27 protein-coding genes and 1 pseudogene are annotated in these 26,037 nt (G+C 72.5%); 11 read left to right on the top strand and 17 right to left on the bottom strand.

Annotated elements, in window-relative coordinates; translation table 11 throughout:
- Nucleotides 1-12: 12 nt before the first annotated feature.
- The 4 genes from AB0E07_RS26355 (at nt 13) to AB0E07_RS26340 (ending at nt 2,835) form a co-directional block, all read left to right on the top strand.
- Nucleotides 13-426 carry a DUF742 domain-containing protein gene (locus AB0E07_RS26355; RefSeq protein ID WP_362256988.1) on the top strand — a complete coding sequence of 138 codons (414 nt, stop codon included), beginning with the start codon at nt 13-15 and terminating at the stop codon, nt 424-426.
- Between the two features lie 239 nt (nt 427-665).
- Complete coding sequence (locus AB0E07_RS26350) at nt 666-1,271, top strand: ATP/GTP-binding protein (protein WP_362256985.1); 606 nt, start codon at nt 666-668, stop codon at nt 1,269-1,271.
- Between the two features lie 133 nt (nt 1,272-1,404).
- Complete coding sequence (locus AB0E07_RS26345; protein ID WP_362256982.1) at nt 1,405-1,818, top strand: roadblock/LC7 domain-containing protein; 414 nt, start codon at nt 1,405-1,407, stop codon at nt 1,816-1,818.
- 126 nt (nt 1,819-1,944) lie between these two features.
- Nucleotides 1,945-2,835 (top strand): DUF6397 family protein, encoded by an 891-nt coding sequence (locus AB0E07_RS26340; protein ID WP_362256979.1) that lies wholly within the window; start codon nt 1,945-1,947, stop codon nt 2,833-2,835.
- Nucleotide 2,836: 1 nt separating this feature from the next.
- Here AB0E07_RS26340 and AB0E07_RS26335 read toward each other — a convergent pair whose 3' ends face one another.
- Nucleotides 2,837-3,703: an acyl-CoA thioesterase II gene (locus AB0E07_RS26335; RefSeq protein ID WP_362256976.1), complete on the bottom strand. Its 867-nt coding sequence runs from the start codon at nt 3,701-3,703 to the stop codon at nt 2,837-2,839.
- Between the two features lie 19 nt (nt 3,704-3,722).
- Nucleotides 3,723-6,236 (bottom strand): DUF3516 domain-containing protein, encoded by a 2,514-nt coding sequence (locus AB0E07_RS26330; RefSeq protein ID WP_362256973.1) that lies wholly within the window; start codon nt 6,234-6,236, stop codon nt 3,723-3,725.
- Between the two features lie 145 nt (nt 6,237-6,381).
- On the opposite strand from AB0E07_RS26330, the gene AB0E07_RS26325 reads away from it, so the two are divergent.
- Nucleotides 6,382-7,176 (top strand): metal-dependent hydrolase, encoded by a 795-nt coding sequence (locus AB0E07_RS26325; RefSeq protein ID WP_362256970.1) that lies wholly within the window; start codon nt 6,382-6,384, stop codon nt 7,174-7,176.
- Nucleotides 7,177-7,217: 41 nt separating this feature from the next.
- On the opposite strand, the gene AB0E07_RS26320 is transcribed toward AB0E07_RS26325, so the two are convergent.
- From AB0E07_RS26320 to AB0E07_RS26305, 4 genes are all read right to left on the bottom strand, one after another.
- Nucleotides 7,218-7,469 carry a type B 50S ribosomal protein L31 gene (locus tag AB0E07_RS26320; RefSeq protein WP_362256967.1) on the bottom strand — a complete coding sequence of 84 codons (252 nt, stop codon included), beginning with the start codon at nt 7,467-7,469 and terminating at the stop codon, nt 7,218-7,220.
- A gap of 36 nt (nt 7,470-7,505) precedes the next feature.
- Nucleotides 7,506-7,976 carry a DUF5709 domain-containing protein gene (locus AB0E07_RS26315; protein ID WP_362256964.1) on the bottom strand — a complete coding sequence of 157 codons (471 nt, stop codon included), beginning with the start codon at nt 7,974-7,976 and terminating at the stop codon, nt 7,506-7,508.
- Nucleotides 7,977-8,549: 573 nt separating this feature from the next.
- Nucleotides 8,550-10,367: an ABC transporter ATP-binding protein gene (locus AB0E07_RS26310; protein WP_362256961.1), complete on the bottom strand. Its 1,818-nt coding sequence runs from the start codon at nt 10,365-10,367 to the stop codon at nt 8,550-8,552.
- Entirely contained in the window at nt 10,364-12,226 is a 1,863-nt protein-coding gene (locus AB0E07_RS26305; RefSeq protein ID WP_362256957.1) for an ABC transporter ATP-binding protein, read from the bottom strand. The genes AB0E07_RS26310 and AB0E07_RS26305 overlap by 4 nt, the downstream gene beginning before the upstream one ends.
- Nucleotides 12,227-12,601: 375 nt before the next feature.
- Between AB0E07_RS26305 and AB0E07_RS26300 the strand changes: the two are divergent.
- Nucleotides 12,602-12,912, top strand: a pseudogene (locus AB0E07_RS26300) (peptide-N4-asparagine amidase); the annotation flags it as partial.
- 185 nt (nt 12,913-13,097) lie between these two features.
- Here the strand turns inward: AB0E07_RS26300 and AB0E07_RS26295 are convergent.
- The gene (locus AB0E07_RS26295) at nt 13,098-13,541 is read right to left on the bottom strand and encodes a MarR family transcriptional regulator (protein WP_362256954.1); all 444 of its coding nucleotides are present in this window, start codon (nt 13,539-13,541) and stop codon (nt 13,098-13,100) included.
- A gap of 93 nt (nt 13,542-13,634) precedes the next feature.
- Here AB0E07_RS26295 and AB0E07_RS26290 point away from each other — a divergent pair, with 93 nt between their 5' ends.
- Nucleotides 13,635-15,437: an ABC transporter ATP-binding protein gene (locus tag AB0E07_RS26290; protein WP_362256951.1), complete on the top strand. Its 1,803-nt coding sequence runs from the start codon at nt 13,635-13,637 to the stop codon at nt 15,435-15,437.
- A 43-nt stretch (nt 15,438-15,480) separates the two neighbouring features.
- Nucleotides 15,481-16,344: an endolytic transglycosylase MltG gene (gene mltG / locus AB0E07_RS26285; RefSeq protein ID WP_362256948.1), complete on the top strand. Its 864-nt coding sequence runs from the start codon at nt 15,481-15,483 to the stop codon at nt 16,342-16,344.
- A 12-nt stretch (nt 16,345-16,356) separates the two neighbouring features.
- Here the strand turns inward: mltG and AB0E07_RS26280 are convergent, their stop codons facing one another.
- From AB0E07_RS26280 to AB0E07_RS26260, 5 genes are all read right to left on the bottom strand, one after another.
- Complete coding sequence (locus tag AB0E07_RS26280) at nt 16,357-17,427, bottom strand: NAD(P)-binding domain-containing protein (RefSeq protein ID WP_362256945.1); 1,071 nt, start codon at nt 17,425-17,427, stop codon at nt 16,357-16,359.
- 58 nt (nt 17,428-17,485) lie between these two features.
- Nucleotides 17,486-18,511 carry an ABC transporter substrate-binding protein gene (locus tag AB0E07_RS26275; RefSeq protein WP_362256942.1) on the bottom strand — a complete coding sequence of 342 codons (1,026 nt, stop codon included), beginning with the start codon at nt 18,509-18,511 and terminating at the stop codon, nt 17,486-17,488.
- Nucleotides 18,512-18,538: 27 nt separating this feature from the next.
- Complete coding sequence (locus AB0E07_RS26270; RefSeq protein ID WP_362256938.1) at nt 18,539-19,273, bottom strand: ABC transporter ATP-binding protein; 735 nt, start codon at nt 19,271-19,273, stop codon at nt 18,539-18,541.
- A complete protein-coding gene (locus AB0E07_RS26265; RefSeq protein WP_362256934.1) occupies nt 19,246-20,130 on the bottom strand; it encodes an ABC transporter permease in 885 nt (294 codons plus the stop codon). The genes AB0E07_RS26270 and AB0E07_RS26265 overlap by 28 nt, the downstream gene beginning before the upstream one ends.
- Nucleotides 20,131-20,258: 128 nt before the next feature.
- Nucleotides 20,259-20,342, bottom strand: coding sequence for a putative leader peptide (locus AB0E07_RS26260; RefSeq protein WP_362257028.1), 84 nt, complete (start codon nt 20,340-20,342; stop codon nt 20,259-20,261).
- Nucleotides 20,343-20,464: 122 nt separating this feature from the next.
- On the opposite strand from AB0E07_RS26260, the gene AB0E07_RS26255 reads away from it, so the two are divergent.
- Complete coding sequence (locus AB0E07_RS26255; RefSeq protein WP_362256932.1) at nt 20,465-20,887, top strand: secondary thiamine-phosphate synthase enzyme YjbQ; 423 nt, start codon at nt 20,465-20,467, stop codon at nt 20,885-20,887.
- A gap of 32 nt (nt 20,888-20,919) precedes the next feature.
- Here AB0E07_RS26255 and AB0E07_RS26250 read toward each other — a convergent pair whose 3' ends face one another.
- The gene (locus AB0E07_RS26250; protein WP_362256929.1) at nt 20,920-21,147 is read right to left on the bottom strand and encodes a twin-arginine translocase TatA/TatE family subunit; all 228 of its coding nucleotides are present in this window, start codon (nt 21,145-21,147) and stop codon (nt 20,920-20,922) included.
- A gap of 177 nt (nt 21,148-21,324) precedes the next feature.
- Between AB0E07_RS26250 and AB0E07_RS26245 the strand changes: the two genes are divergently transcribed.
- The gene (locus tag AB0E07_RS26245; RefSeq protein WP_362256926.1) at nt 21,325-21,714 is read left to right on the top strand and encodes a BlaI/MecI/CopY family transcriptional regulator; all 390 of its coding nucleotides are present in this window, start codon (nt 21,325-21,327) and stop codon (nt 21,712-21,714) included.
- 6 nt (nt 21,715-21,720) lie between these two features.
- Nucleotides 21,721-22,653, top strand: coding sequence for a M56 family metallopeptidase (locus AB0E07_RS26240; RefSeq protein WP_362256923.1), 933 nt, complete (start codon nt 21,721-21,723; stop codon nt 22,651-22,653).
- 49 nt (nt 22,654-22,702) lie between these two features.
- Here AB0E07_RS26240 and AB0E07_RS26235 read toward each other — a convergent pair whose 3' ends face one another.
- The 4 genes from AB0E07_RS26235 to AB0E07_RS26220 form a co-directional block, all read right to left on the bottom strand.
- A complete protein-coding gene (locus AB0E07_RS26235) occupies nt 22,703-23,158 on the bottom strand; it encodes a TerB family tellurite resistance protein (protein ID WP_362256920.1) in 456 nt (151 codons plus the stop codon).
- 115 nt (nt 23,159-23,273) lie between these two features.
- Nucleotides 23,274-24,239, bottom strand: coding sequence for a sporulation protein (locus tag AB0E07_RS26230; RefSeq protein WP_362256917.1), 966 nt, complete (start codon nt 24,237-24,239; stop codon nt 23,274-23,276).
- 176 nt (nt 24,240-24,415) lie between these two features.
- Nucleotides 24,416-24,985 carry a DUF4240 domain-containing protein gene (locus AB0E07_RS26225; protein WP_362257025.1) on the bottom strand — a complete coding sequence of 190 codons (570 nt, stop codon included), beginning with the start codon at nt 24,983-24,985 and terminating at the stop codon, nt 24,416-24,418.
- A 63-nt stretch (nt 24,986-25,048) separates the two neighbouring features.
- Nucleotides 25,049-25,942, bottom strand: a complete 894-nt coding sequence (locus tag AB0E07_RS26220) for an aminoglycoside phosphotransferase family protein (protein ID WP_362256914.1) — start codon at nt 25,940-25,942, stop codon at nt 25,049-25,051.
- Nucleotides 25,943-26,037 lie beyond the last annotated feature (95 nt).

Genomic DNA, 26,037 nt, shown 5'->3' with positions numbered 1-26,037 from the left:
CGTTCCCCACAGATGACCGAAGACCGTACGGGCGGCCCGCGCGAGCAGGGCAGCCAGTGGTACGACAACGAGGCCGGGCCGCTCGTCCGGCCGTACGCGATGACGGGCGGACGCACCCAGCCCGGCCCGACCGGAGTCCGGTTCGACCTGATCGCGCTCGTCACGCTGGACGTGAGCGCGCCGGGACCCGACGACGACACCGCGCTCGGACCGGAGCACCGGGCGCTGATCGAACTGTGCCGCCCCGAGACGCAGTCGGTGGCGGAACTCGCCGCGGGCGCCGACCTTCCGGTGGGCGTCGTCCGGGTGCTCCTCGGGGACCTCCTCGAAATGGGCTGTGTCACGGTCAGCCGCCCGGTCCCGCCCGCGCAGCTTCCCGACGAACGGATTCTGCGCGAAGTGATCGAAGGGCTGCGGGCCCTGTAGATGACACATCAGAACCGGACGGTCCCGTATGGCGCCGATTTGTACACCATTGCGGACGCGGGAACGCCACGAGTCGGTCACATCGGACAAAAAGCGGTCGAACCCTTCGAGGGGAAGCCGGAGTTGCCATGATGCTGACTTCGCACACACGCACAGCAGTCGCACGCGCACGCTTCGTGAGCGCGGGACGCGCCCCCGGCGACGAGCGCCGTCGCCGGCACTCCCGAAAGAAGTGATCGATGGTCTCCGAGCACTCCGACGAGCCGGGCGGCGACACGTCGGCCCTGGCGCTGAAGATCCTTGTCGCCGGCGGATTCGGCGTGGGCAAGACGACCCTGGTGGGCGCGGTCAGCGAGATCAGACCACTGCGCACCGAGGAACTGCTCAGCGAGGCGGGCCAGTGGGTGGACGACACCGACGGTGTGGACCAGAAGGTCACGACCACCGTCGCCATGGACTTCGGGCGCATCACCATCCGCTCCGGCCTGTCGCTCTACCTCTTCGGCACGCCCGGCCAGGACCGGTTCTGGTTCCTGTGGGACGAACTCTCCCAAGGGGCCCTCGGTGCGGTGGTCCTCGCCGACACCCGGCGCCTGGAGGACTGCTTCCCCGCCGTGGACTACTTCGAGCACCGGCACATCCCCTTCGTGGTGGCCGTCAACTGCTTCGTGGGCGCCCGCGCCTACGGTGCCCACGACGTCTCCCGCGCCCTCGACCTCGACCAGGGGACGCCCGTGGTGCTCTGCGACGCCCGGGACCGTGACTCGGGCAAGGAGGTGCTCATCCGGCTCGTCGAGTACGCCGGGCGGATGCACACCGCCCGCCTCCTCGGCTCGGTGAGCTGACCGGACCGCTCGGGCGCCGGCCGTCTTGCGTGCCGTGCCAAGTCATCCTTGCCTCTGCCCCGACTTGTCCGGAAAGCTGGCGGGCGGGACCTTCCTCGTCCGGAGGAGGGTGTTTCGTACGGGGAGACGGGACATGGCACAGAATCAGCAACTCGGTTGGCTCCTGGACGAGTTGACGGGCCGCGTGGAGCATGTGCGCCACGCGCTGATCCTCTCCAACGACGGGCTGGTGACCGGTGCGAGCACCGGCCTGCGCCGGGAGGACGCGGAGCACCTGGCCGCGGTCTCCTCGGGCCTGCACAGTCTCGCCAAGGGCTCCGGGCACCACTTCGGCGCGGGCAGAGTCCGGCAGACCATGGTCGAGTTCGACGACGCCGTCCTGTTCGTGACCGCCGCGGGGTCCGGCAGCTGTCTGTGCGTCCTCAGCGGCGCGGAAGCGGACATCGGGCAGATCGCCTACGAGATGACCCTGCTCGTGAACCGGGTCGGCGAACACCTCGGCGTGGACGCGCGCAAACCCGAACGGAACTCGGCCACAGAGTTCTGACCTGCGTCTTCTCACTTCCCTCTGGAGTTATCCACAGGCCGCCCGCGAGATCGGCCGGATTGGCTACGGTTCTGTCACGGCGAACGCACACAGCGTGAGCACCGGACTCCACGGGGGAGAGCCACCATGACCGGCCACACCGTCACCCAGCCCCACCGCACCTCCTGCACACCCGCCCGCGCCGCCCGCGAACTGGGACTGCGCCGAGGCGAATTCGACCTCGCCGTCCAACTCGGCCGGATCCGCACCGTGCCCGACGAGGGAGGCGGCGGAACCCGCCGCGTCGCCCGCGCCGAGATCGAGCGGCTGCGCCGCTCGGAGGGCTTCCCCGAGTCGGTCCGGGAGCGGGTGCGGACGGTGGGTACGGGTGAGGGCGCAGCCCTGATGCAGGTCTCGCCCGGCAGGTTCACCCGACTCGCCCGCCTCGGCCTGGTGGTGCCCGTGTTCTTCCACCTCAACCGCTACCGGGCCGTGGTCTGGATGTACTCGGCGGAGGAACTGCGGCAGTTCACGGCCGACGAGGAGCACACCCCGCTGCTGAAGGCACGCACCCCCGAAGGGCTGCGCGGACAGTTGGAAGCCGGCCTGGACCTGCGCCCGCGCAACTGGCGGGGCCGCCACCTGGGCCTCCTGCTGCGACAGACCGACGACCCCTGGGAGCGGGCCGGAGCGGTGGCCGCCTTCCTGGACCCGGCCCGGATCGCCGAGACCGTCCCCGACCCCCACGAACGCTCCTACCTGAACCGCCACCGGCCCGGACCGCCCGCGCACGGAGCCCCCGGCTCACCGGCGGCCCGGCTCAGCGCGGAGATCATGACGGCGGACGACGCCGACGAGATCGACTGGCTGCGGACCGACCTCGCCCGCGCGATGGACGAGGCACGCTCTTACCGGCCCGCCCCGCGAGCCACCCCACGCGACGGCCACCGGGCCCCCGGGCAGGGAGGACCACCGGAACCGGGCAAGCCCCGGCTGCCGCACCGACTGCTGAGCCGGCTGCGCCGCGGAAGGCGCTGACCTACAGCGCCCGGAACAGACCCTCCTGGACGACCGACACCAGCAGCCGGCCCCGGAGGTCGTAGATCCGCCCACGGGCCAGACCGCGGCCGCCCGTGGCGATCGGCGACTCCTGGTCGTAGAGGAACCACTCGTCCGCGCGGAACGGCCGGTGGAACCACATCGCGTGGTCCAGCGACGCCATGTCGAAGCCCCGCGGACCCCACAGCGGTTCCACCGGCAGCCGGACCGCGTCCAGCAGCGTCATGTCACTGGCGTAGGTCAACGCGCAGGTGTGCACCCACGGATCGTCGCCCAGCGGGCCCACCGCGCGCATCCACACCGCGCTGCGCGGTTCCGCGCCCTTGACCTCCTCGGGTGTCCAGCGCAGCCGGTCCGCGTAGCGGATGTCGAAGGGCTGACGGCGCGCCATCCGCTCCAACTGTTCCGGCAGCGCGCCCAGATGCTCCCGGATCTCGTCCGCGACCGTGGGCAGCGACTCCGGGGCCGGAACCTCGCGCGCCGGCGGCAACTGGTGTTCAAAACCGCCCTGCTCGGGCTTGTGGAAGGAGGCGGTCAGATTGAAGATCGTGCGGCCCTGCTGCACCGCGGTGACCCGGCGCGTGGTGAACGACCGCCCGTCCCGCACCCGTTCGACCTGGTACACGATCGGCACGCCCGGCCGCCCCGGGCGCAGGAAGTACGCGTGCAGCGAGTGCACCGGGCGCTCGCCGTCCGTGGTGCGGCCGGCGGCGACCAGGGCCTGGCCCGCCACCTGGCCGCCGAAGACCCGCTGGAAGGACTCCTGCGGGCTGCGGCCGCGGAAGATGTTGACCTCGATCTGCTCCAGGTCGAGCAGGGCGACAAGGCTCTCGGCCGGGTTCGTCATGGGTGGGATTCTCCTGTGTTCACAGCTGGCCGACGTCGGTGACCCTGACGACCGCGCGGCCCTCCGCGTCGGAGGCGGCGAGGTCGACCTCCGCGCTGATGCCCCAGTCGTGGTCCCCGTTCGGATCGTCGAAGATCTGCCGCACCCGCCACAGCCGGTTCGCCGGCTCCTCCTCGATCACCAGGAGCTTCGGGCCGCGGGCGTTGGGTCCGGTGCCCAGGTCGTCGTACTCGTCCCAGTACTTGTCCATCGCCTCGCCCCAGGCGTCCGCGTCCCAGCCGGCCTCGGCGTCCATCTCGCCCAGCTCCCCGACCTGGTCCAGGGCGGCCAGCTCGACACGGCGGAACAGCGCGTTGCGGACCAGGACGCGGAAGGCGCGCGCGTTGGTGGTGACCGGCTTGACCTCGTCGGCCTTCTCCTGGGCCTCCTCGGCGGTCATCTCCTCCGGGTTGGCGAGCTGCTCCCACTCGTCCAGCAGACTGGAGTCGACCTGGCGGACCATCTCGCCCAGCCACTCGATCAGATCCTGGAGGTCCTCGGACTTCAGGTCGTCCGGGATGTTGTGGTCCAGCGTCTTGTAGGCGCTCGCCAGGTAGCGCAGCACGATGCCCTCGGTGCGGGCCAGCTCGTAGAAGGAGACCAGTTCCGTGAAGGACATGGCCCGTTCGTACATGTCCCGGATCACGGACTTCGGCGACAGCGGATGGTCACCGACCCACGGGTGGCTCTTGCGGTACGTGTCGTACGCGTGGAAGAGCAGCTCCTCCAAGGGCTTGGGGTACGTGATGTCCTGGAGGCGCTCCATGCGCTCCTCGTACTCCACGCCGTCGGCCTTCATGGCGGCGACGGCCTCGCCCTTGGCCTTGTTCAGCTGGGCGACGAGGATCTGGCGCGGGTCGTCGAGGGTCGACTCCACCACGGACACCATGTCCAGGGCGTAGGACGGCGACTCCGGCTCCAGCAGTTCGAACGCGGCCAGCGCGAACGTCGACAGCGGCTGGTTCAGGGCGAAGTCCTGCTGAAGGTCGACGGTGAGGCGGACGATGCGGCCCTCGGCGTCCGGCTGGTCGAGCTTCTCGACGATGCCGCCGTCCAGGAGCGAGCGGTAGATGGCGATGGCGCGCCGGATGTGCCGCAACTGCTGCTTGCGCGGCTCGTGGTTGTCCTCCAGCAGGTGCCGCATCGCCTCGAAGGCGTTGCCGGGCCGGGCGATCACCGACAGCAGCATCGTGTGCGTCACCCGGAAACGGGACGTCAGCGGCTCCGGGTCGGAGGTGATGAGCTTGTCGAAGGTGTTCTCCGTCCACGCGACGAACCCCTCGGGCGCCTTCTTCCGGACCACCTTGCGGCGCTTCTTCGGGTCGTCCCCGGCCTTGGCGAGCGCCTTCTCGTTCTCGACGACGTGCTCGGGGGCCTGGGCGACGACGAACCCCGCCGTGTCGAACCCGGCCCGCCCGGCCCGTCCCGCGATCTGGTGGAACTCCCGGGCGCGCAGGGTGCGGACCCGGCTGCCGTCGTACTTCGTGAGCGCCGTGAACAGCACCGTGCGGATGGGCACGTTGACGCCCACGCCGAGGGTGTCCGTGCCGCAGATGACCTTCAGCAGACCGGCCTGCGCGAGCTTCTCCACGAGGCGGCGGTACTTGGGCAGCATGCCCGCGTGATGGACGCCGATGCCGTGGCGGACGTAACGGGAGAGGTTGCGGCCGAACTTGGTGGTGAAGCGGAAGTTGCCGATCAGCTCGGCGATCCGGTCCTTCTCCTCGCGCGAGCACATGTTGATGCTCATCAGCGCCTGCGCCCGCTCCACGGCCTGCGCCTGGGTGAAGTGCACGATGTAGACCGGCGCCTGCTTGGTCTCCAGCAGTTCGGTCAGCGTCTCGGTGAGCGGGGTGAGCTTGTACTCGTAGGAGAGCGGCACCGGGCGGGTCGCCGAGCGGACGACGGCCGTGGGGCGGCCGGTGCGCCGGGTGAGGTCGCCCTCGAACATCGAGACGTCGCCGAGCGTGGCCGACATCAGGACGAACTGCGCCTGGGGCAGTTCGAGAATGGGGATCTGCCAGGCCCAGCCGCGGTCGCCCTCCGCGTAGAAGTGGAACTCGTCCATGACGACCTGGCCGACGTCGGCGTTCCTGCCGTCGCGCAGCGCGATCGAGGCGAGGACCTCGGCGGTGCAGCAGATCACGGGCGCGTCGGCGTTGACGGACGCGTCACCGGTCAGCATGCCGACGTTCTCGGTGCCGAAGAGTTTGCACAGCTCGAAGAACTTCTCCGACACCAGCGCCTTGATCGGAGCGGTGTAGAAGGTGACCTCGTCACGGGCGAGCGCCGCGAAGTGGGCCCCCGCGGCGATCATGCTCTTGCCGGAGCCGGTGGGCGTCGACACGATCACGTTCGCCCCGGAGACCACCTCGATCAGCGCCTCCTCCTGGTGGGGGTAGAGCGTCAGACCGCGCTCCTCCGCCCACGACTCGAAGGCTTCGTAGAGGGCGTCGGGGTCTGCGGTCGGCGGCAGCTGATCGATGAGGGTCACCCACCCATCTTGCCTGGCGTCCAGGCCCACAGGGGAATCGGCTGCCGGGACGAAGATCGCGAACGCTACGCTGTGTCGCCGGCAACGCGTCGGCGCACCGGGTCAACTGGACAGCGGCACACGAGGAATGGGGCGGGCAACGGCCATGATGGGACCAGCACACTCACTGTCGGGCGCTGCGGCCTGGCTGGGCGTCGGGGCGGCCGCCGCCGCTGCCGGACGCCCGATGCCCTGGCCCGTCGTCCTGGTCGGCGCCCTGATCTGCGCCGGGGCAGCCCTGGCGCCGGACCTCGACCACAAGGCCGCCACCATCTCCCGCGCCTTCGGGCCGCTGTCCCGGTGGCTCTGCGAGATCGTCGACAAGCTCTCCTACGCCGTCTACAAGGCCACCAGGAAGCCGGGCGACGCGCGCCGCACCGGGGGGCACCGCACCCTGACGCACACCTGGCTGTGGGCCGTGCTGATCGGCGGCGGCGCCTCCGTCCTGGCGATCACCGGGGGCCGCTGGGCGGTGCTCGGCATCCTCTTCGCCCACATGGTGCTGGCCATCGAGGGCCTGCTGTGGCGGGCGACGCGCGGCTCCAGCAGCGATGTCCTGGTCTGGCTGCTCGCGGCGACCAGCGCCTGGATCCTGGCGGGCGTCCTGGACAAGCCCGGCAACGGCGCGGACTGGCTGTTCACACAGCCGGGCCAGGAGTACCTGTGGCTGGGGCTGCCGGTCGTGCTGGGGGCGCTGGTGCACGACATCGGGGACGCGCTGACCGTCTCGGGCTGCCCGATCCTGTGGCCGATCCCCGTCGGCCGCAAGCGCTGGTACCCGATCGGCCCGCCGAAGGCGATGCGGTTCCGGGCGGGCAGCTGGGTCGAGCTGAAGGTGCTGATGCCGGTCTTCATGCTGCTCGGCGGTGTGGGCTGCGCGGCGGCGCTCAACTTCATCTGAGCGGGCCCTCCGCGTCCCGGGGCCGGGCGCCGTCCGCCGGTTCAGGCGTCGTCCGCGCCGTAGCGGCGCTCGAAGCGGGCGACGCGGCCCTCCGAGTCCACCGTGCGCGCCTTGCCGGTGTAGAACGGGTGACTCTCCGAGGAGATCTCCACGTCGACGACCGGGTAGGTCTCGCCGTCGTCCCACTCGATGGTCTCGCCGCTGCCGGCGGTGGACCGGGTGAGGAAGGCGAAACCGGCGGCGCGGTCCCGGAAGACGACCTCGTGGTAGTCGGGGTGCTTGTCCTGCTGCATGAAGGCTCCTCGGGGGCGGTCGCGGCGGGGGCGGGCTCAGCCGGACAGGGCGTCCTCGTCGACGATGTGCATGGCGGCCTCCTCGGCCGAGGCGGCGGCGCCGTCGATCCCCACGTCCGTGGCGACCAGCGCGCTCTCCTCGTCCTCGTGCGCGCCCTCGTCGGGCGCGACGAGGCGACCGGAGCGCACGGCGCCGACCTCGTTGTCCAGGAGCTCGCCGTCGGTGCCCGCGCAGTCGCCGAGGCCGTCGCCGTCGGGGGTGTCGAGGTCGGGCACCTCCTCGGCGAGCCGCTGGTCCAGGGTCTCGCCCCGGCTCCGCTCGGCGGCCGTCACATCGTCGCGCTCGACCGCCCAGGGGCGCTCCGGCGGGGACCAGCCGCGGTCGAGAGGGTCGCCGACGCCGTCGTTGTCCAGGGTGTCCTCGGCGTCGAGCAGACCCGCGTCGTCCTGGACCTCGGAGGCGTCGGGCTGGTAGACGTCGTCACCCCATCCGTCGGCGCTGTTCACGGGTACCTCCTGGTGGTGGGGACGAGCCCGTCGACTCCGCGATCGACGACGGGCCGGTGCGCGGGACGCGGGCTGCGCCCGGCACGTGCGGCAGGCTTCCCCGGCGCTCCCCGAACCGGTGCCGATATCCAGCCTTCCACCCCTTTTGACCCCCGCGCAACGCCACGCACCCGCCCCGGCGATCCGACGCCGATGCGAACACCCCTCCACGCACGCGTCCCGGCCACGGCACCGGGCCCCGACCGGGCGCGTGCCCCCGAGCCCACCGCGCTCGTCCCGCGCCCCACGACCCCGCCCCGGGGGCCCACCCCCGGCGGGCCCCCGGTCGGGCCGCCGGGCCCGGATCGGGCCGCGGTGCCGGGCGCGCCCGTGGCCGGGCCGCCGGACCGGAATCCGGTGCCGGCCCCGGTCGGGCCCTCCGTCAGGCCGCCGGTTCCGACTCCGGCACCGGTTCCGACTCCGGCACCGGTGCCGAGGAGGGCACCGGTTCCGACGGGGACACCGGCCGGAGGACCGGAGCCGGACCCGGAGCCCGACCCGGAGTCGGTACCCCGGTGGTTCGGCCGCGCCGCCTCACCCGTGCCAGGACCGCCACAGGGCCGCGTAGGCGCCCCCCGCCGCGACCAGTTCGTCGTGGCTGCCCAGCTCGCTGATGCGGCCGTTCTCGACGACGGCGATGACGTCGGCGTCGTGGGCGGTGTGCAGACGGTGGGCGATGGCGACCACCGTCCGGCCGTCCAGGACGCGGGCCAGCGAGCGCTCCAGATGGCGGGCCGCCCTCGGGTCGAGCAGGGACGTCGCCTCGTCCAGGACCAGCGTGTGCGGGTCGGCCAGCACCAGCCGGGCCAGCGCGATCTGCTGCGCCTGCGCCGGGGTCAGCGCGAAGCCGCCCGAGCCGACCTCGGTGTCCAGGCCCTCGTCGAGGGCGCGGGCCCAGCCGTCCGCGTCGACCGCCGCGAGCGCCGCCCACAGTTCCCCGTCGGCGGCGTCCCCGGCCGCCCCCTCGCCCGACGGGAGCCGGGAGTGGGGGAGGGCGAGCAGCAGGTTGTCGCGCAGGGAGCCCACGAAGACGTGGTGCTCCTGGTTGACGAGCGCCACGTGCTCACGGACCCGCTCGGCGGGCATCCGGGACAGCTCGGCTCCGCCGAGGGCGATCCGACCCTGCCGGGGCGCGTAGATCCCGGCGAGCAGTCTGCCCAGCGTGGACTTGCCGGCTCCGGACGGGCCGACCAGCGCCAGCCGGGTGCCGGGGGCGACCTCCAGGGAGACCCGGCGCAGGACGTCCACGCCGTCGACGTAGCCGAAGTGCACCCGGTCGGCGTGCACGTCGCGGCCGTCGGGGGACAGTCCGGGATCACCGGCGTCGGGTTCGATGTCGCGGACGCCGACCAGCCGGGCCAGCGACACCTGTGCCACCTGGAGCTCGTCGTACCAGCGCAGGATCAGGCCCACCGGGTCGACGAGCATCTGGGCGATGAGCGCGCCCGTGGTGAGCTGGCCGACGTCGATCCAGCCCTGGAGGACGAAGACCCCGCCGAGCATCAGGACCGAGCCCAGCACGGTGACGTGGGTGATGTTGATGACCGGGAAGAGCACCGAGCGCAGCCACAGCGTGTACCGCTCCCAGGCCGTCCACTCCTGGACGCGCTGCTTGGACAGCTCGATCCGGCGCTCGCCGAGGCGGTGCGCCTCGACGGTCCGGCCGGCGTCCACGGTCTCGGCGAGCGCGGCGGCCACGGCGGCGTACCCCGCGGACTCGGAGCGGTAGGCGTCGGGCGCCCGCCGGAAGTACCAGCGGCAGCCGACGACCAGCAGCGGAACGGCGACCAGCACCGCGGCGCCCAGCGGCGGTGCGGTGATGACCAGTCCGCCCAGCAGCAGAGCCGCCCACACCACGCCGATGGCCAGCTGGGGCACGGCCTCGCGCATGGCGTTGGCGAGCCGGTCGATGTCGGTGGTGATCCGGGACAGCAGATCGCCGGTCCCCGCGCGCTCCAGCACGCCGGGCGGCAGCCCGACGGACCGGACCAGGAAGTCCTCGCGGAGGTCCGCCAGCATCCGCTCGCCGAGTATCGCCCCGCGCAGCCGCACCTCCCGCACGAACACGGCCTGGACGACGAGCGCGACGACGAACAGCGGGACGGTGACCTCCAGGCGGAGTTCCGTCGCGTTCACCGACACCCGCTCGACCAGGTCGCCGAGCAGCCACGGGCCCGCCATGGAGGCCATGACGGCAGCGGTGTTGACGGCGACCAGGACCAGGAAGGCCCGGCGGTGCCGGCGGAACAGTTCGGTCACGTAGGCGCGTACGGTGGCCGGGGCGCCGACGGGCAGGGTGTTGGCCGCCGTCGGGGCCGCGGGGTCGTAGGCCGGTGGCGCCACGCCGATCATGCGCTCTCCTCGATCTCTTCCAGTGCCTTCAGCCGGGAACCGCCGACCAGGGGCGCGGCGTCCCGCAGGTCCGCCCGACCCGCCTCCACGGCGTGCGCCGCCTCCACGGCCTGTGCCGCCTCCGCCTCCTCGTCCGTCTCCCGGGTGACGACGGCGCGGTACAGGGGCTCCTTGTGCAGCAGCTCCCGGTGCACGCCGACCGCCGTGACCTCGCCCTCGTGGACCAGGACGACGCGGTCGGCCCGGTCCAGCAGCAGCGGGGAGGAGGTGAACACCACGGTGGTGCGTCCGGCGCGCAACTCCCGCAGACCGCCGGCGATCCGGGCCTCGGTGTGGGAGTCGACGGCGGAGGTGGGCTCGTCCAGGACGAGCACCTCCGGGTCCGTGACCAGCGAGCGGGCCAGGGCCAGCCGCTGGCGCTGGCCGCCGGAGAGGGAACGGCCGCGTTCGGTGATGAGCGCGTCCATGGGGTCCGGCGCGTCGAGCGAGGCCTGCGCCAGGGCGGCCAGTACGTCCTCGCACTGGGCCGCCGTCAGCGCCTCGGACGGTTCGACGGCACCCGAGCGGGGCACGTCGAGCAGCTCGCGCAGGGTGCCGGACAGCAGGACGGGGTCCTTGTCCTGGACGAGGACGGCGGTGCGCGCCGTGTCCAGCGGCAGTTCGTCCAGGGGCACTCCGCCGAGCCGGACCGCGGTGCCGGACTCCGAGGGATGTCCGCCGAGCCGTTCCGCCAGCCGTCCGGCCGCGTCCGGGTCGCCGCACACGACGGCTGTGAACCGGCCCGCGGGCGCGAGCAGTCCGGTGGCCGGGTCGTACAGGTCACCGGACGGCGGTTCCGCCGCGCGGGAGCCCCCGCTGTCGGTGGCCCGCTCCAGCGCCAGCACCCCCGCCGCCCGCCGGGCCGAGGGGCGCGAGAAGGAGTACGCCATCGCGATCTCCTCGAAGTGCCGCAACGGGTAGGTGAGCAGCATGATCGAGCTGTAGGCGGTGACCAGTTCACCGACGGCGATCCGGCCCTCGCGGGCGAGGTGGACCCCGTACCAGACGACGGTGATCAGCAGCAGGCCCGGCAGCAGCACCTGGATCGCGGCGATCAGCGACCACATCCGGGCGCTGCGCACGGCGGCGTGCCGGACCTCCTGGGAGGCGCGGCGGTAGCGGTCGAGGAAGAGTTCCTCGCCGCCGATGCCGCGCAGCACCCGCAGCCCGGCGACGGTGTCGGAGGCCAGTTCCGTGGCGCGCCCGGCCTTCTCGCGCTGGAAGTCGGCGCGCCGGGTGGCCCGGGGCAGCAGCGGCAGCACCGCCAGGGCGAGGACCGGCAGACCGACCGCGACGACCACGCCGAGGGCGGGCTGGTAGAGGACCAGGCCCACGCAGACCAGCACGATCGTGACCGCGGCCGCGGTGAACCGGGAGACGGCCTCGACGAACCAGCCGATCTTCTCGACGTCACCGGTGGAGACGGCGACGACCTCGCCGGCCGCGACCCGCCGGGTCAGCGCGGAGCCGAGGAGGGCGGCCTTGCGTGCGAGGAGTTGCTGCACCCGGGCCGCGGCGGTGATCCAGTTGGTGACGGCGGTGCGGTGCAGGAAGGTGTCGCCGAGGGCGTTGCCGGCGCAGGCGAGTGCCAGCAGGCCGCCCGCGAGGGCGAGGCGGCCGCCGGAGCGGTCCACGACGGCCTGGATGGCCATGCCGACACAGAAGGGCAGGGAGGCGACGGACGCGAAGTGCAGCAGGCCCCAGGCCAGTGCCTTGAACTGGCCGCCGACTTGGTTCCGGAAGAGCCACCACAGGAAGCGGGGCCCCGAGCGGGCGTCCGGGACGCCCGGGTCGGGAAACGGAAGGTCTTGAATCTGCATGACGTCCCAGGGGCTCGGTCGGCGGGTGGAAAGCGGGAGCCCCCGTGGGCGGAGGCAGCAAACCGTGACAGGTTCGCGTCGCAGCGTGGTCGGTGGCAAGCGGTTTTCCCCTTAGGGGGAAACGATTCGGCTGCCCTCGCGCGTCGCACCGGACCCACCGGTTCCGCCCGGCCCGCCCGCCCCGCGCCGACGAAGCCGGCGGTCCCGCGCCGGGGCACAGTCGCGCCCTTCACCGAGGCTCTGTCGCGCCGGTGGCCGAGGTCCACCGCCCTGATCACCGAGCCTCTGTTGCGCCGGTGGCCGAGGTCCGCCGCCCTGATCACCGAGGCCCCGTTGCGCCGCTCGGCCCGGCCCCGTAGAACACGGCCATGAATGAGGAGGACGTACACCATGGACGGCACCACCCTCGGCGCGGACGACCGGCTGCGCGCACGGTGCTGGTGCTCGGGGACCGGTCGGCGGCCGTCACCGAGCGCGGTCGAAGGCGGATCGCCCGGTCCCTGCTCGGTGACCGCTACGAGGGCGACGCGACCTGGACCGTGAACGTGCCTCGGGGCCAGCGCCGCGCGGTCGGTACCTCCCGGGAGCGCCACCGGCTGTACGGCTCGCAAGTGCCCGGCGGCTGCCACGACCGCTCCGTCGCGACCGAGCAGGGGGTGCTGACCGAGGACCGCCGGTACTGCTGACCCGGACCCAGGCGCGCCTCGCGGCCGTCGCTCCGGTATGCCGGAGGGGTGGCCGCGGGCGTACCCCGGCACCAATCGCCCGGTCCCCAGCGCCCGAGGCCCCGGCCCCGCCCCAGCCCCCGGCCTCAGCGCCTCACTCCCCGGCCCCCCCGGCCTCAGCGCCCCACCCCCCCCGGCGTCCCGCCTCAGCGCCCCCGCCCGTCGTCGGCCAGGGTGTCCAGCAGCCCGCCCAGCACCTCGCGCTCTGCGGCGGTGAGCGGCGCCAGGATCTCCTCCGCCGCGGACCGGCGCGCCGCGCGCAGCTCGCCCAGCGCCGTGCGCCCCGCCTCGGTCAGCTCGATGCGGATCACCCGCCGGTTCGACGGATCGGGCACCCGGCGCACCTTGCCGCTAACCTCCAGCCCGTCGACCAGGGACGTCACGGCGCGCGGGACGACCTCCAGCCGCTCGGCGAGGTCGGCCATCCGGGGCGGCGCGGGGCAGTGCGCGAGGGTGCGCAGCAGCCGGGACTGCGCCGGGGTGACGCCCAGGCCGGACTGCTCGATGTACCGCTTCTGGATGCGGTGCGCGCGACGGGTGAACCGCAGCAGCCGCTCGGCGAGTGAACCGTCGGGATCGGGGCTGGTCATGCGGGGAACAATATCAGGACCCCATTCATTGTGAGTATAGGTAACAATTAGCTAAGCTCCGTAAGTCACTTCCTCGCCCCTCCGAAGGAGCCCATGCGCCCCGATCGAGAACCCGCCTGGACACCGCCGGCCGATGCCGCGGAGCAACCCCGGCAGGTGCGCCGCATCCTGCGCCTGTTCCGTCCCTACCGAGGGCGACTCGCCCTCGTGGGACTCCTGGTCGGCGCCGCCTCACTGGTGTCCGTCTCCACCCCCTTCCTGCTGAAGGCGATCCTCGACGTCGCCATTCCCGAGGGCCGCACCGGGCTGCTCAGCCTGCTCGCCCTCGGCATGATCGTCGGCGCCGTCCTCACCAGCGTCTTCGGCGTCCTCCAGACCCTCATCTCCACCACCGTCGGCCAGCGCGTCATGCACGACCTGCGCACCGCCGTCTACGGCCGCCTCCAGAGCATGTCGCTGGCCTTCTTCACCCGGACCCGCACCGGCGAGGTGCAGTCCCGCATCGCCAACGACATCGGCGGCATGCAGGCCACCGTCACCTCCACCGCCACCTCCCTGGTCGCCAACTTCACCAGCGTGGTCGCCACGATCATCGCGATGCTCGCCCTGGACTGGCGGCTGACCACGGTGTCCCTGCTGCTGCTCCCGGTGTTCGTGTGGATCAGCCGCCGGGTCGGCAACGAGCGCAAGAAGATCACCACCCAGCGCCAGAAGCAGATGGCCGCGATGGCCGCCACGGTCACCGAGTCGCTCTCCGTCAGCGGCATCCTGCTCGGCCGCACGATGGGCCGCTCCGACTCGCTCACCCGGTCCTTCGCCGCCGAGTCCGAGGGCCTGGTCGATCTTGAGGTGCGCTCGAACATGGCGGGCCGCTGGCGCATGGCCGTGATCACCGTCGTGATGGCCGCGATGCCCGCCGTCATCTACTGGACCGCCGGACTGGCCCTGCAGGTCGGCGGCCCCCAGGTCTCCATCGGCACCGTCGTCGCCTTCGTCTCCCTCCAGCAGGGCCTGTTCCGGCCCGCCGTGAGCCTGCTCGGCACCGGTGTCCAGATCCAGGCCTCGCTCGCGCTCTTCCAGCGCATCTTCGAGTACCTCGACCTGCCCGTCGACATCACCGAGTCCGAGGACGCGGTCCACCTCGACCGGATCAAGGGCGAGGTCCGCTTCGAGAACGTCGAGTTCCGCTACGACGGCAAGGGCGCCGCCATCCTCGACGGCGTCGACATCACCGTCCCCGCGGGCGGCTCCCTCGCCGTCGTCGGCCCGACCGGCGCCGGCAAGTCCACCCTCGGCCACCTGGTCCCGCGGCTCTACGACGTCACCGGCGGCCGGGTCACCCTGGACGGCGTCGACGTGCGCGACCTCGACTTCGACACCCTGGCCCGCGCGGTCGGCGTCGTCTCGCAGGAGACGTACCTCTTCCACGCCTCGGTCGCCGAGAACCTGCGCTTCGCCAAGCCGGACGCCACCGACGAGGAACTCCACGAGGCGGCGCGGGCGGCGCAGATCCACGACCACATCGCCGCCCTGCCCGACGGGTACGACACGGTGGTCGGCGAGCGCGGCCACCGCTTCTCCGGCGGGGAGAAGCAGCGCCTGGCCATCGCCCGTACCATCCTGCGCGATCCGCCCGTGCTCGTCCTCGACGAAGCGACCAGCGCCCTGGACACCCGTACCGAGCACGCGGTGCAGGAGGCCATCGACGCGCTGTCCGCCGATCGCACCACGCTGACCATCGCGCACCGGCTCTCCACGGTCCGGGGCGCCGACCAGATCGTGGTCCTGGACTCCGGACGGGCCGTGGAGCGCGGGACCCACGAGGAACTGCTGGCGCGGGACGGGCGGTACGCGGCACTGGTCCGCCGTGACGCCCAACTGGAGCCGACAGGATGAGGATATGTCGGGTTTATAAGCTTTAAGGGGTTACCGTGCCCGCATGCATATGAACACTCCGTCACGGAGCACGATTCGTCTGACCCGCCGGGGCCGACTCGTCCTCATCGCGACCGGGGCCGTCGTGGCGGGCACCGCCGTGGCGGTGCCGCTGCTGACCTGGGGCGAGGAGGGCGAGAAGAAGCCCACCACCCTGGTCGTCCCCGAGGGCTGGCGCTCCGGCCAGGTCTACGAGGCCGTCGACAAGTCCCTCGCCCTGCCCGCGGGCACCACCAAGAAGGCCGCGGCCAAGGTGGACCTGAAGCTGCCCGAGGACGCCGACGGCAACCCCGAGGGCTATCTCTTCCCCGCGACCTACCCGCTGGAGCAGAACGGCAGGAAGGCGACCCCCGATTCGCTGCTGTCGGCCATGGTCGACACCGCCAACAAGAAGTTCAACGGCGCACCGATCGCCGCGGGCGCCCAGCGCAACGCGATGAACGTCTACCAGGCGGTCACCATCGCGAGCATCGTCCAGGCCGAGGCGGCCACCAGGACCGACATGGGCAAGGTGGCGCGGGTCGTCTTCAACCGCCTGGAGCGCGGTATGCCGCTCCAGATGGACTCCACCCTCAACTACGCCCTCAACCGCTCGACCCTGAAGACCACCCAGGCCGACACCAGGATCGACAGCCCCTACAACTCGTACCAGCGCATGGGGCTGCCGCCGACCCCCATCGACAACCCCGGCGAGGACGCCGTGCGGGCCGCCATCGCGCCCACCCCGGGGGACTGGCTGTACTTCGTCACCGTCAAGCCGGGGGACACCCGCTTCACCGCCGACTACGCCGAGCACCAGCGCAACGTCGCCGAGTTCAACCGGAACCAGCGCAGCGCGTCCCCTTCGCCCTCGTCCTCGGCGAAGTGACCGGGCGGGACATCACGCGGCGACCGGGTGCTCCCCGGCCGGCAGCCGCCTGATGTCCCGAACGGCCGCGCGGCCCGCCCGGTTGGCGCCGATGGTGCTGGCCGACGGACCGTAGCCGACGAGGTGGACGCGCGGATCGGCCACCGCCCGGGTCCCCTCGACCCTGATGCCGCCGCCGGGTTCGCGCAGCCCGAGCGGAGCGAGATGGTCGATGGCCGACCGGAACCCGGTCGCCCACAGGATGACGTCGGCGTCCACCCGCCGGCCGTCAGCCCACTCCACCCCGTCCGGGGTGATCCGGTCGAACATGGGCCGCCGGTCCAGCACGCCCTCCGCGATGCCCTGCCGGATCGCGTCGTTCAGCGGCAGGCCGGTCACCGAGACCACACTCCTCGGCGGCAGCCCCTGCCGCACGCGCTCCTCCACCAGCGCCACCGCCGCGCGCCCGGCGCTCTCGTCGAACGGGCCCTCGCGGAAGACCGGGGGCCGCCGGGTGACCCAGGTGGTCGCGGCCGCGTACGGGGCCAGTTCGAGCAGATGCTGGGTACCGGACGCGCCGCCGCCCACGACGACGACCCGGAGCCCGGCGAACTCCTCCGGCCCCGCGTACCGGGCGGTGTGCAACTGCCGCCCGCGGAACGTCTCCTGGCCGGGGTAGCGGGGCCAGAACGGCCGGTCCCAGGTGCCCGTGGCGTTGATCAGAGCGCGCGTCGACCAGTCGCCGGCCGAGGTCTCCACGAGCAGCCGCCCGCCCTCCCCCTCACGCACCGCCCGGACGTGCACGGGCCGCCGGACCCGCAGGTCGAAGGCGCGCTCGTACGCCGCGAAGTACTCGGCGATCACCTCGGCGGACGGCCGCTCGGGATCGGCGCCGGTCAGCTCCATCCCGGGCAGCGCGTGCATGCCGTGCACCTTGCCGTACGTCAGCGAGGGCCAGCGGAACTGCCAGGCGCCGCCCGGACCGGGGGAGTGGTCCAGGACGACGAAGTCGCGGCCCGGCTCGAACCCGGTGCGCCGCAGGTGATAGGCGCCGGCCAGCCCTGCCTGCCCGGCGCCTATGACGACTGCCTCGGTGTGGTTCACGCTTCCCCCAACGGTGCCGGCGCCGGGGATCTTCCCGGGGCGCTCGGCCGCCCTCGGGTCAGGAGCCCTCCGAGGCGCGGGGCGCCGTGGTGGAGGGCGGCAGGTCCCCGTTGTACCGCTGGTCGACGAAGTCGCCGAAGTCCACCTCGCGGGGGATCAGCTTCAGCTCGGTGAAGGCGTCGGCGATCTCCTGCTCGGAGGCGACCAGCGGCTCGTCGACCGCGACGGAGATCCGGGTCGCGTTGGTCCGCCGCACCGACGCCAGCGCGACCTCGTAGGGCAGCCCCGTGTCCTTCGCCCACACCTCCGCCCACTCCTTCTGATGGCCGTGGACCCACTCCGTGGCCCGGCGCAGCCGCTCCAGGTAGTCCTCGACGGCCGCCGCCTTCTTCCTGTCGTCGAGCGCCGCGGGGGCCGCCACCTGGAAGGACAGACCATTGGTGATGCCGTCGCCGGTCGTCAGGATCCGCCCCTGCCCGGCTTGGAGCACCTGCGAGGTGTACGGGTCCCACACGGCCCAGGCGTCGACCTTGCCCGAGGTGAACGCGGCGAGCGCGTCCGCCGGCTGGAGGTACTTCACGTCGATGTCGGCCAGGCTGAGCCCGGCAGCCTTCAGCGAGGCGGTCAGTTGGTAGTGGGCGGACGACCCCTGGGCCACCGCCACCGAACGCCCCTTGAGCTGCTCGGGCCCCGAGAGCTTCGAGTCGTTCGGCACGAGGATCGCGTCGCCCTCGGAGGTGCCGTGGAAGGCGGCCACCACCTTGATCTTCGAACCGGCGCCCGCGGCGAACACGGGCGGGGTGTTGCCGACGCCGCCGATGTCCACCGCTCCGGCGTTGACGGCCTCCAGCAGCGGCGGACCGGAGCTGAAGGTGGACCACTTGATCTTGTAGTCGAGACCCTTCAGCTCTCCGGCGGCGCGCAGGATGGCCTCCGAACCTCCCTTCTGGTCACCGACGTTGAGCGTGAGCGAGCCCTGGCCGTCGGTGTCCGTGGAGGTCGAGGCGGCCGGGTTCCCGCCGCAGGCGGTCAGCAGCAGGGCGAGCGGGAGGAGCAGAGCGGCGGGGGCGAGGCGTCGTCGCATGGTGGTTCCGTTCTCGGGGAGGGGGTTTCAGTCGGCCTGTGCGCCGAGGTGCCGGAGGAGCCCGGCGCGGAGCGCGGAGAAGCGGGGGTCGGTGATGTTCCGCGGCCGGTCGAGGTCGACGCGCTGCTCGTGGGCGATGATCCCGCCGTCCATGATCAGCACCCGGTCGGCGAGCAGGACCGCCTCCTCGACGTCGTGCGTGACCAGCAGCACGGCGCAGCCGCGGCGCTGCCACAGCTCTCCGACGAGCCGCTGCGCCGTGATACGGGTCAGTGCGTCGAGCGCGCCGAACGGCTCGTCGAGCAGCAGCAGATCGGGTTCGCGCACCAAGGCCCGCGCCAGGGAGGCGCGTTGGGCCTCGCCGCCGGAGAGGGTCTTGGGCCAGGCGGTCGCGCGGTGGCCGAGGCCGACCTCCTCCAGGGCCCGTTCGGCGAGCGCGCGCTCCGGCTTGCCGGGCAGCCCGAGCAGGACGTTGCGCCACACCCGCTTCCACGGCATCAGACGGGGTGCCTGGAAGGCGACCGCCTTGCGGCGCGGCACCAGCACGGTGCCTCCGATGTCGCGGTCCAGCCCGGCGAGGATGCGCAGCAGCGTCGACTTGCCGCAGCCGCTGCGGCCGAGCAGCGCGACGAACTCGCCCGGCTGGATGTCGAGTCGAAGCCTGTCGATGACGGGACGCCCGTCGAAGGAACGGGTCAGCCCCTCCACCCGGACGGCCTGTGCGGCCTTGATGGTCACCGGCCGGTGAACGTCGGTCGCCATTGCAGCAGCAGCCTTTCCAGGGTACGGACGACGAGGTCGGCGAGGAGGCCGAGGAAGGCGTAGACGATGAGGCAGACGACGATCACGTCGGTGCGCAGGAAGTCCCGCGCCCGCACCATCAGGAACCCGATCCCGGAGTCCGCGTTGACCTGTTCGGCGAAGACCAGGGCGAGCCAGGCGATGCCCAGCGAGTAGCGCAGTCCGGTCAGGGCGCCGGGCAGCGCTCCCGGCAGCACGACATGCCGGACCAGACCCCAGCGGGAGAGCCCGAGCGACTCGCCGGCCTCGATCAACTGGGCGTCCACGCCGCGGATTCCGGCGTACACGTTGAGGTAGAGCGGGAAGGTGACGCCGAGGGTGATGATGGCGATCTTGGGCGCCTCACCGATCCCGAACCAGATGATGAACAGGGGGATGAGCCCCACGAACGGCACGGTCCGCAGCATCTGCACCGGCGCGTCCACGAGGTCCTCGCCGACCCTGAACAGCCCCGAGACCAGGGCGAGTCCGGTGCCGACGACGGTGCCCAGCAGCAGCCCGCCGGCGACCCGCCGGAGCGAGGTCACCATGGCGGAGGTGAGGGAGCCGTCGCCGATCAGCTCCCCTGCCACGTCGGCGATGCGGCCGGGCGAGGCGAGCACGTCGGGGGCGAGGGCGCCGGTGGCGCTCAGCAGTTGCCACAGCGCCAGCAGGAGCAGGGGGCCGGTGGTGCGGCGCAGCCATCGGGGCACGCGGGTGCGCCGTACGGAGGCGGGCAGGAGCGGGACGAGTTCGGGCGCGGGGGGCGCCTGTTCGGCACCCGACTCGCGGGACACGTCCGCCACGGAAGGGCTGGGCGGGGCATGACTGGTGCTCATGAGTGCTCCACTGAGTGGTCCACTGAGTGCTCCACGGGGCGGGGAGCGGCCGAAATGGGGAGGTGAACGCCCCGCCGTCGGCGCGGAAAGGGCAGGCCGAGGCGGTGGGGAGAATGCGGGGAAGGGCGTCAGCGGCCGCGGCGACACGCGGCGGAGGCCACCCGCAGCAGGTCGATGTGACCGCGCGTGGTGAGCAGGGCTGACAGCAACATGCGGCCGACCGTAGTGAGCGGCGACCGCGCTGGTCAACGGGGGTCGGGGGAACTTCATGCCCGTGTCACACTCGGGCGCGGCAGGACGCCCGGTGCCGTCCGGATGCGGGAGGATGGACGCCATGCCAGACGCCTTCACCACCCGAGTCCTCACCGTCGCCTCCGGCTCGAAGGAGACGGTCGTCGACCTCACCCACGACTGCGAGGCGTTCCTGCGGGAGGCGGCCGCGGGCCGCGACGGCCTGCTGAACGTCTTCGTCCCGCACGCCACCGCCGGTATCGCCGTCATCGAGACGGGCGCCGGCAGCGACGACGACCTCCTGACGGCCCTGCACACCCTGCTCCCGGCCGACGACCGCTGGCAGCACCGCCACGGCAGCCCCGGCCACGGCCGCGACCACGTCCTGCCCGCCCTCGTTCCCCCGCACGCGACGCTGCCGGTGCTGAACGGCCGCCTGGAACTGGGCACCTGGCAGTCGGTCTGCCTGGTCGACACCAACCGCGACAACCCGAACCGCCAGGTACGGCTCAGCTTCCTTGGGTGAGCCCGGGGCGGCCGGGCGCGATCACGCCGACATCAGACCCGGTTCTGCGGGCTCCGCGGGTCCTCGTCCCCCGGCTGCACCGTCTCGCCCCGGACGACCCGGGGCTCGGTGGGCGGGTCCTGGTCCTTCAGAGCCCTGGCCTCGGCCTTGAGGATGCGGGCCGACTTGCCCGCCGAGCGGGTCAGGTCGGGGAGCTTCTTCACGCAGAGCACGGCTATGACGACGACCAGGATGATCGCGAGTTCGCTCAGCCCGAACATGGAGGACCTGCCTTTACCGGTGAAGGGGCGGCATCCGACGACGGCGTACGGCATGAATCTACAGCACTGTAGAAGCTTCTCGGGGCCGCGCCGGTCGTGCGACGGCTCCGCGGTCCTTACGATGGAGCGTTCGACGCGCCGCACTCGGCGCGCGGTTCGGCCGAAGGGAGACGGGGTATGGCGGACCACTCGCAGCGGTCCGGGCGCCGGGGGCAGGGTGAGCTGGAGGCGCTGGTCCTGTCCGCGCTCCGGGAGGCCGACGGCCCGGCGACCGCGGGCCGGGTGCAGGAGCGGCTCGGTGAGGACCTCGCCTACACGACGGTGATCACGATCCTGACCCGGCTGCTCGCCAAGGGCGCGGTGACCCGGGAACGCGTCGGCCGCTCCTTCGCGTGGACGCCGGCCTCGGACCAGGCGGGCCTCGCGGCGCACCGCATGCGCAAGGTGCTCGACGCCGTGACCGACCGCGAGGCGGTGCTGGCCAGCTTCGTGACCGGTCTGGGGCCGGACGACGAGCGACTGCTGCGGGAGCTGCTGGCGCAGACCCCGGACGAAGGGGAAGACTGACCCCTGATGGGCCTCTTCGTCTTTCTGCCGCTGGTCCTGCCGCTCACCGCCTGGCCGATCGCCCGCCTGGCCGAACAGCATCTGCACCCCCGCACGGCCACCCGGCTGCTCACCGGCGTCGCCGCGGTGATGGCGGTGTGCAGCAGCGTCTGCCTCGGTCTGGTGATGGTCGTGGGCACCGCCCAACTGCCCGGCAACCCCCTGCCCGACGGCTGGTCGGACCCCGAGGTGCGGGCCGCGGTGCCGCTCGACGAGGTCGTCGGCAAGGCGGCGATCCCGGCGCTGGCCGCGGTCGTCGCCGCCTGCGCCCGGACCCTGTGGCGGCACGCGCGAGTGCGCCGCGGGGCACACCGGGCGCTGGCCGGGGCGCGCGGGACGACCGTGGCCGTCCTTCCGGACGCGGAGCCCTACGCGTACGCGCTGCCCGCCGGTCGCGGGGGCCGGGTGGTGGTCACCACCGGCCTGCTGGAGCGGCTCGAACCCGCCGAACGCAGAGCGCTGTTCGCCCATGAGCGGGCCCATCTGGCCGCCCGGCACCACCGGTTGCTGCTGACCGTCCAACTGGCCGCGCGCGCCAATCCGTTCCTGGGTCCGCTGCGTACGGCCGTCTCCTACACCGCGGAGCGCTGGGCCGACGAGGACGCGGCCCGTGCGGTCGGCGACCGGCGTCTGGTGGCCCGGGCCATCGGCCGGGCGGCGCTGGTGTCCCGGCGGACGCCGGCCGCGACGCTGGCCGGGTTCGCGGTGCCCGGCCCGGTGCCGCGCCGGGTGGCCGCGCTGCTCGCGCCCGCCCCGCCGGTGCCGCGCTGGCCGTCGCTGTTCACCTCGGTGGGTCTGGCGGTGTGGTGCGCGGCGGTGGGGACGGCGATCTCGGCGATGTCGTCGGCGAACTCGGCGGTGACGATGGTCCTCATCCTGCACGCGGCGACGCCCCTCTGAGCGAGGGGCGCCGCCCTGCGCGGGACGCCTTGGTCGCGAGGCGTCCCGGTCAGAGGTCGAACTCGTGCGGCGGCAGGTCGAGCGCGAAGCACGCCTCGCGTACGACGGCCTGCTCGTCCTTGTCGAAGTCGCCGTCGGCGCCGCCGATGACGATGCCGATCTGGATGACCGCACGCGCCTCGGCCGGCTTCTTCGCGGCCTTCGCGATCTCCTGCATCACGCTCACCTTCCCGAACGCGAAGTCCGCGGTGAGCTTGTCGAGGTTGGCCTCGAAGCGGCGGCGCAGGTCGTCCGCGTCGAAGTTCCGCAGTACCTCGTTGGTGGCGATCAGCTGGGCCACGCGCTGTCGCTCGGAGGGGTCGACGGAGCCGTCGGCCGCGGCGACGAGCGCGCACATGGCCATGCTCGCGTCGCGGAAGGCGCCGCTCTTGAGGTCGTTCTTCTTCGCCAGCAACTGGGTCTGCATCGTCGATGCGGATTCCCTGATGCGGTCCCACAGGGCCATGAGAGCTCCAAACGAGTACGGGACGTGCGAGGCCGTCCGGGAGGGACGGCCCTTGTTTCTACAGTAATGTAGAAGTTCGCGGGATCGTTCCCGGCCCCGGACGGCGCCGCAGGGATCAGCCCTCGTCCTCCCCTTCGTCCTCGTCGCCCTCGAAGAAGTCGCCGACCTCGTCGATCACCTCCGCCGCGACCATGCCGCCGACGACACCCACCGCGAGCCCGGCCGCGCCCGCCGCGACGGCGGTGCCCACGCCGGGGCCGGACCCGTGGTGACTCTCATGGCCGTGCTGGGGCACGGAGTACGCGTCGTACGAGGCGCGGTGCTCCAGCAGTTGCCCGATCCAGCCCTCCACCTCGGTGTTCCAGTCGCGGGGCTCGTCGTGACCGACGGTGAAGCGGGTGAGCGCGTCCTGGCCGGAGGAGAACGGTCCTCCGCGCCTGTCCGCCTCCAGCACCACCTCCAGGCCGGCCGGGTGCGCGAGGAAGGTCACCTCGATCTCGTTGACCCGGTGCGCGTAGGCGGGCGGCGGGGTGATCTCGATCTCCTGGTAGAACGGCAGCCGTTGGCCGGTGCCACCGATGCGGCCGTACTCCAGGTCCGCCGAGGCGAAGCCGAACCCGAGCCCGCCGAGCGCTTCGAGCACCGCCTCCTGGACGGGCAGCGGGGTCACGGTCAGCGTGTCCAGGTCGCCCTTGTCCTTCGCGCCCGCAACCGACAGCTCGGTCCGCACCCCGAGCACCACGCCGAGCGGCTGGCCGTACAGTTCGGTGATCGGTGTCTCCCAGGGCAGGGTCACGGCGAACGGCACGCTCCGCTCCTCGCCCTCGGCGAGCCGGAAGCCGCCGCCCACGGTGAACCGCTCGAAGGCGACGACGCCCTCGCTCTCGCCCTCCGCGTGCTCCGCCTCGACCCGCGCCACCAACTCAAGGGCGACGGCCTCGATCTCGAAGTCGGCGCTGCCGCCCTTGAGATGGACCTGCCCGCCGAGCGTGCCGCCGGGCCGGACCGGGCCCGGGTCCAGAACCGTGTCGACCGTGGGGCCGCCCACGCCGAGCGAGCCGAGCAGTCGCTTGAACACCATCGTGGCGTTCACTCCTTCACGTGCGTACGTGCGAATCCGTGGAACGGCCGTGATGGCCACGGCCGTTCTGCTTCTACAAGCATGTAGAAGCATAGGGTGGTCCGGCCCCCTGGAACGGGCTCCGGGGCCGTAGCCGTGGCGCGGAGCGCGGGAAAGTCCGAAAACCTTCCGTGCTGTCAGTCGAGGAAGATGCCGGCGAGGCGCGGCAGACGGCGGCGGAGTTCGGCGTGGTCGGCGACGTCCCAGCGGGTTCCGGCCGGCTCGGTGACGACGCCGAGCGGGCCCGCCTCCGGTGAACTCTCCAACGCCCGGTCGAGGCCGTCGGGTTCGCCGGTGAGCCGGTGGTGGGCGCGGTGGGCGACCCGGCTGAAGTCCTCGTTGCCGATCAGCACGTCACCGCCGCCCCGCACGGCGGGATGCCCGGCGAGGGAGTCGGGGTCGGCGAGCGCCTGCTCGTACCAGTGCCGGCCGAGGGAGATGAGTCCGTCGCGGAAGTCCATGAACGCGTCGTCGGACCACCAGCCTTCGATGAGGTAGGCGGCCGCCCACAGGTCGTGGCGGTAGGCGTCGTCGCGCAACTGCCACTGGCGCAGGGAGAACTGGACGATCTCGGCCGGAGTGCGGCTCACCAGCCGTGCCTCGCAGGCGCGCTCGATCGCCTCGCTCCGTTCGGCGAAGTCCGGGCCGAGTGCGTCGACCTCGGCGCACGCCTGGTCCAGCAGGGCCCAGAACTCCTCGACATCCATCACGGCGCGAGTATGTCAGGGGGCGGTCGCGAGGTGTGAGCGGTTCTGACCTCGATGGCGGGCTCAGCCGGTGAGTGCCTGGGTGATCTGGCGGGTGGTCTGCGCGGCGACGCGGGGGTTGACGGCGGCGTAGGTGGTGTAGGCGTTCAGGCCGGTCGCCATGGCCCAGGCGCGACCTCTGAGCCAGGTGGCGTCGTCGACGCCGAGTGCGGCGCGGAACACGGGGCGGGTGCGGTCCGACAGCAGGGTGAAGGCGATCATCAAGTCGCAGGCGGGGTCGCCGATTCCGAGCTCGCCGAAGTCGATGACGGCGCTGATCCGGCCCTCGACGGTCAGCAGGTTGCCGGTGTGGAAGTCACCGTGGAACCACAGCGGCGGACCGTCCCAACGGGGGGCGTCCAGCGCGGCGTTCCACAGGTCGGCCATCGCCCGCGCGTCGAAGATCCCGCGGGTCTTCTCGACGGCGGCTCGCGTGGCCGTGTCCCGTTCGGTCAGTGACCAGGTGGTGAGTGCGTCCGGGGCGCGCCGGGACGGAGCGGTGCGCGGTGCCCGGTGCAGGGCGGCGAGGAACTCCGCCAGATCCTCGGCGGCCCGCGGGGAGTGGGCGAGCGACTCCACGGTCGCCGCCTCGCCGACCAGCCAGCGGGAGACCGACCACGGCCAGGGATATCCGCAGCCGGGCTCTCCCACCGCCACCGGGACGGGCACCGGCAGCGGCAGGTGCGGGGCGAGCCGGGGCAGCCACGTGTACTCCCTCCCGGCCTGGCCGACGGCCCCGGAGTGGCGGGGCAGCCGTACCGACAGCTCGCTGCCCAGCCGGTGGATGACATGGTCGGAACCGGCCGGATCTACCAAGGTCAGCGGCATTCCGGACCAGGCCGGGAACTGCTGATCGAGCAGACGGCGGACCAGGGCGGTGTCGAGGGGCGGAAGGGCGTCCGCGGTGCCGGTGGTCATCTGCGGCAGGCTCCCTGGGCCGGCCCGCCGCGAGTGGCGGGCGCTCCCGGCCATCCCAGGGCCTCGCGCCCCCGTATGTCGACCGGATTTTTCGG

Source organism: Streptomyces sp. NPDC048002 (genome assembly GCF_040653275.1).
Lineage (GTDB): Bacteria > Actinomycetota > Actinomycetes > Streptomycetales > Streptomycetaceae > Streptomyces.
The sequence above is the reverse complement of the archived record's forward strand: the minus strand, read 5'-3'. Positions and strand labels throughout refer to the sequence as shown.

What these genes read in the sequence shown, in the direction of transcription:
- AB0E07_RS26355 (WP_362256988.1), top strand. Translation starts at nt 13, where the DNA reads ATGACCGAAGACCGTACGGGCGGCCCGCGCGAGCAGGGCAGCCAGTGG.
- AB0E07_RS26350 (WP_362256985.1), top strand. Translation starts at nt 666, where the DNA reads ATGGTCTCCGAGCACTCCGACGAGCCGGGCGGCGACACGTCGGCCCTG.
- AB0E07_RS26345 (WP_362256982.1), top strand. Translation starts at nt 1,405, where the DNA reads ATGGCACAGAATCAGCAACTCGGTTGGCTCCTGGACGAGTTGACGGGC.
- AB0E07_RS26340 (WP_362256979.1), top strand. Translation starts at nt 1,945, where the DNA reads ATGACCGGCCACACCGTCACCCAGCCCCACCGCACCTCCTGCACACCC.
- AB0E07_RS26335 (WP_362256976.1), bottom strand. Translation starts at nt 3,703, where the DNA reads ATGACGAACCCGGCCGAGAGCCTTGTCGCCCTGCTCGACCTGGAGCAG.
- AB0E07_RS26325 (WP_362256970.1), top strand. Translation starts at nt 6,382, where the DNA reads ATGATGGGACCAGCACACTCACTGTCGGGCGCTGCGGCCTGGCTGGGC.
- AB0E07_RS26320 (WP_362256967.1), bottom strand. Translation starts at nt 7,469, where the DNA reads ATGCAGCAGGACAAGCACCCCGACTACCACGAGGTCGTCTTCCGGGAC.
- AB0E07_RS26310 (WP_362256961.1), bottom strand. Translation starts at nt 10,367, where the DNA reads ATGATCGGCGTGGCGCCACCGGCCTACGACCCCGCGGCCCCGACGGCG.
- AB0E07_RS26305 (WP_362256957.1), bottom strand. Translation starts at nt 12,226, where the DNA reads ATGCAGATTCAAGACCTTCCGTTTCCCGACCCGGGCGTCCCGGACGCC.
- AB0E07_RS26295 (WP_362256954.1), bottom strand. Translation starts at nt 13,541, where the DNA reads ATGACCAGCCCCGATCCCGACGGTTCACTCGCCGAGCGGCTGCTGCGG.
- AB0E07_RS26290 (WP_362256951.1), top strand. Translation starts at nt 13,635, where the DNA reads ATGCGCCCCGATCGAGAACCCGCCTGGACACCGCCGGCCGATGCCGCG.
- mltG (WP_362256948.1), top strand. Translation starts at nt 15,481, where the DNA reads ATGCATATGAACACTCCGTCACGGAGCACGATTCGTCTGACCCGCCGG.
- AB0E07_RS26275 (WP_362256942.1), bottom strand. Translation starts at nt 18,511, where the DNA reads ATGCGACGACGCCTCGCCCCCGCCGCTCTGCTCCTCCCGCTCGCCCTG.
- AB0E07_RS26270 (WP_362256938.1), bottom strand. Translation starts at nt 19,273, where the DNA reads ATGGCGACCGACGTTCACCGGCCGGTGACCATCAAGGCCGCACAGGCC.
- AB0E07_RS26265 (WP_362256934.1), bottom strand. Translation starts at nt 20,130, where the DNA reads ATGAGCACCAGTCATGCCCCGCCCAGCCCTTCCGTGGCGGACGTGTCC.
- AB0E07_RS26260 (WP_362257028.1), bottom strand. Translation starts at nt 20,342, where the DNA reads ATGTTGCTGTCAGCCCTGCTCACCACGCGCGGTCACATCGACCTGCTG.
- AB0E07_RS26255 (WP_362256932.1), top strand. Translation starts at nt 20,465, where the DNA reads ATGCCAGACGCCTTCACCACCCGAGTCCTCACCGTCGCCTCCGGCTCG.
- AB0E07_RS26250 (WP_362256929.1), bottom strand. Translation starts at nt 21,147, where the DNA reads ATGTTCGGGCTGAGCGAACTCGCGATCATCCTGGTCGTCGTCATAGCC.
- AB0E07_RS26245 (WP_362256926.1), top strand. Translation starts at nt 21,325, where the DNA reads ATGGCGGACCACTCGCAGCGGTCCGGGCGCCGGGGGCAGGGTGAGCTG.
- AB0E07_RS26240 (WP_362256923.1), top strand. Translation starts at nt 21,721, where the DNA reads ATGGGCCTCTTCGTCTTTCTGCCGCTGGTCCTGCCGCTCACCGCCTGG.
- AB0E07_RS26235 (WP_362256920.1), bottom strand. Translation starts at nt 23,158, where the DNA reads ATGGCCCTGTGGGACCGCATCAGGGAATCCGCATCGACGATGCAGACC.
- AB0E07_RS26230 (WP_362256917.1), bottom strand. Translation starts at nt 24,239, where the DNA reads ATGGTGTTCAAGCGACTGCTCGGCTCGCTCGGCGTGGGCGGCCCCACG.
- AB0E07_RS26225 (WP_362257025.1), bottom strand. Translation starts at nt 24,985, where the DNA reads ATGGATGTCGAGGAGTTCTGGGCCCTGCTGGACCAGGCGTGCGCCGAG.
- AB0E07_RS26220 (WP_362256914.1), bottom strand. Translation starts at nt 25,942, where the DNA reads ATGACCACCGGCACCGCGGACGCCCTTCCGCCCCTCGACACCGCCCTG.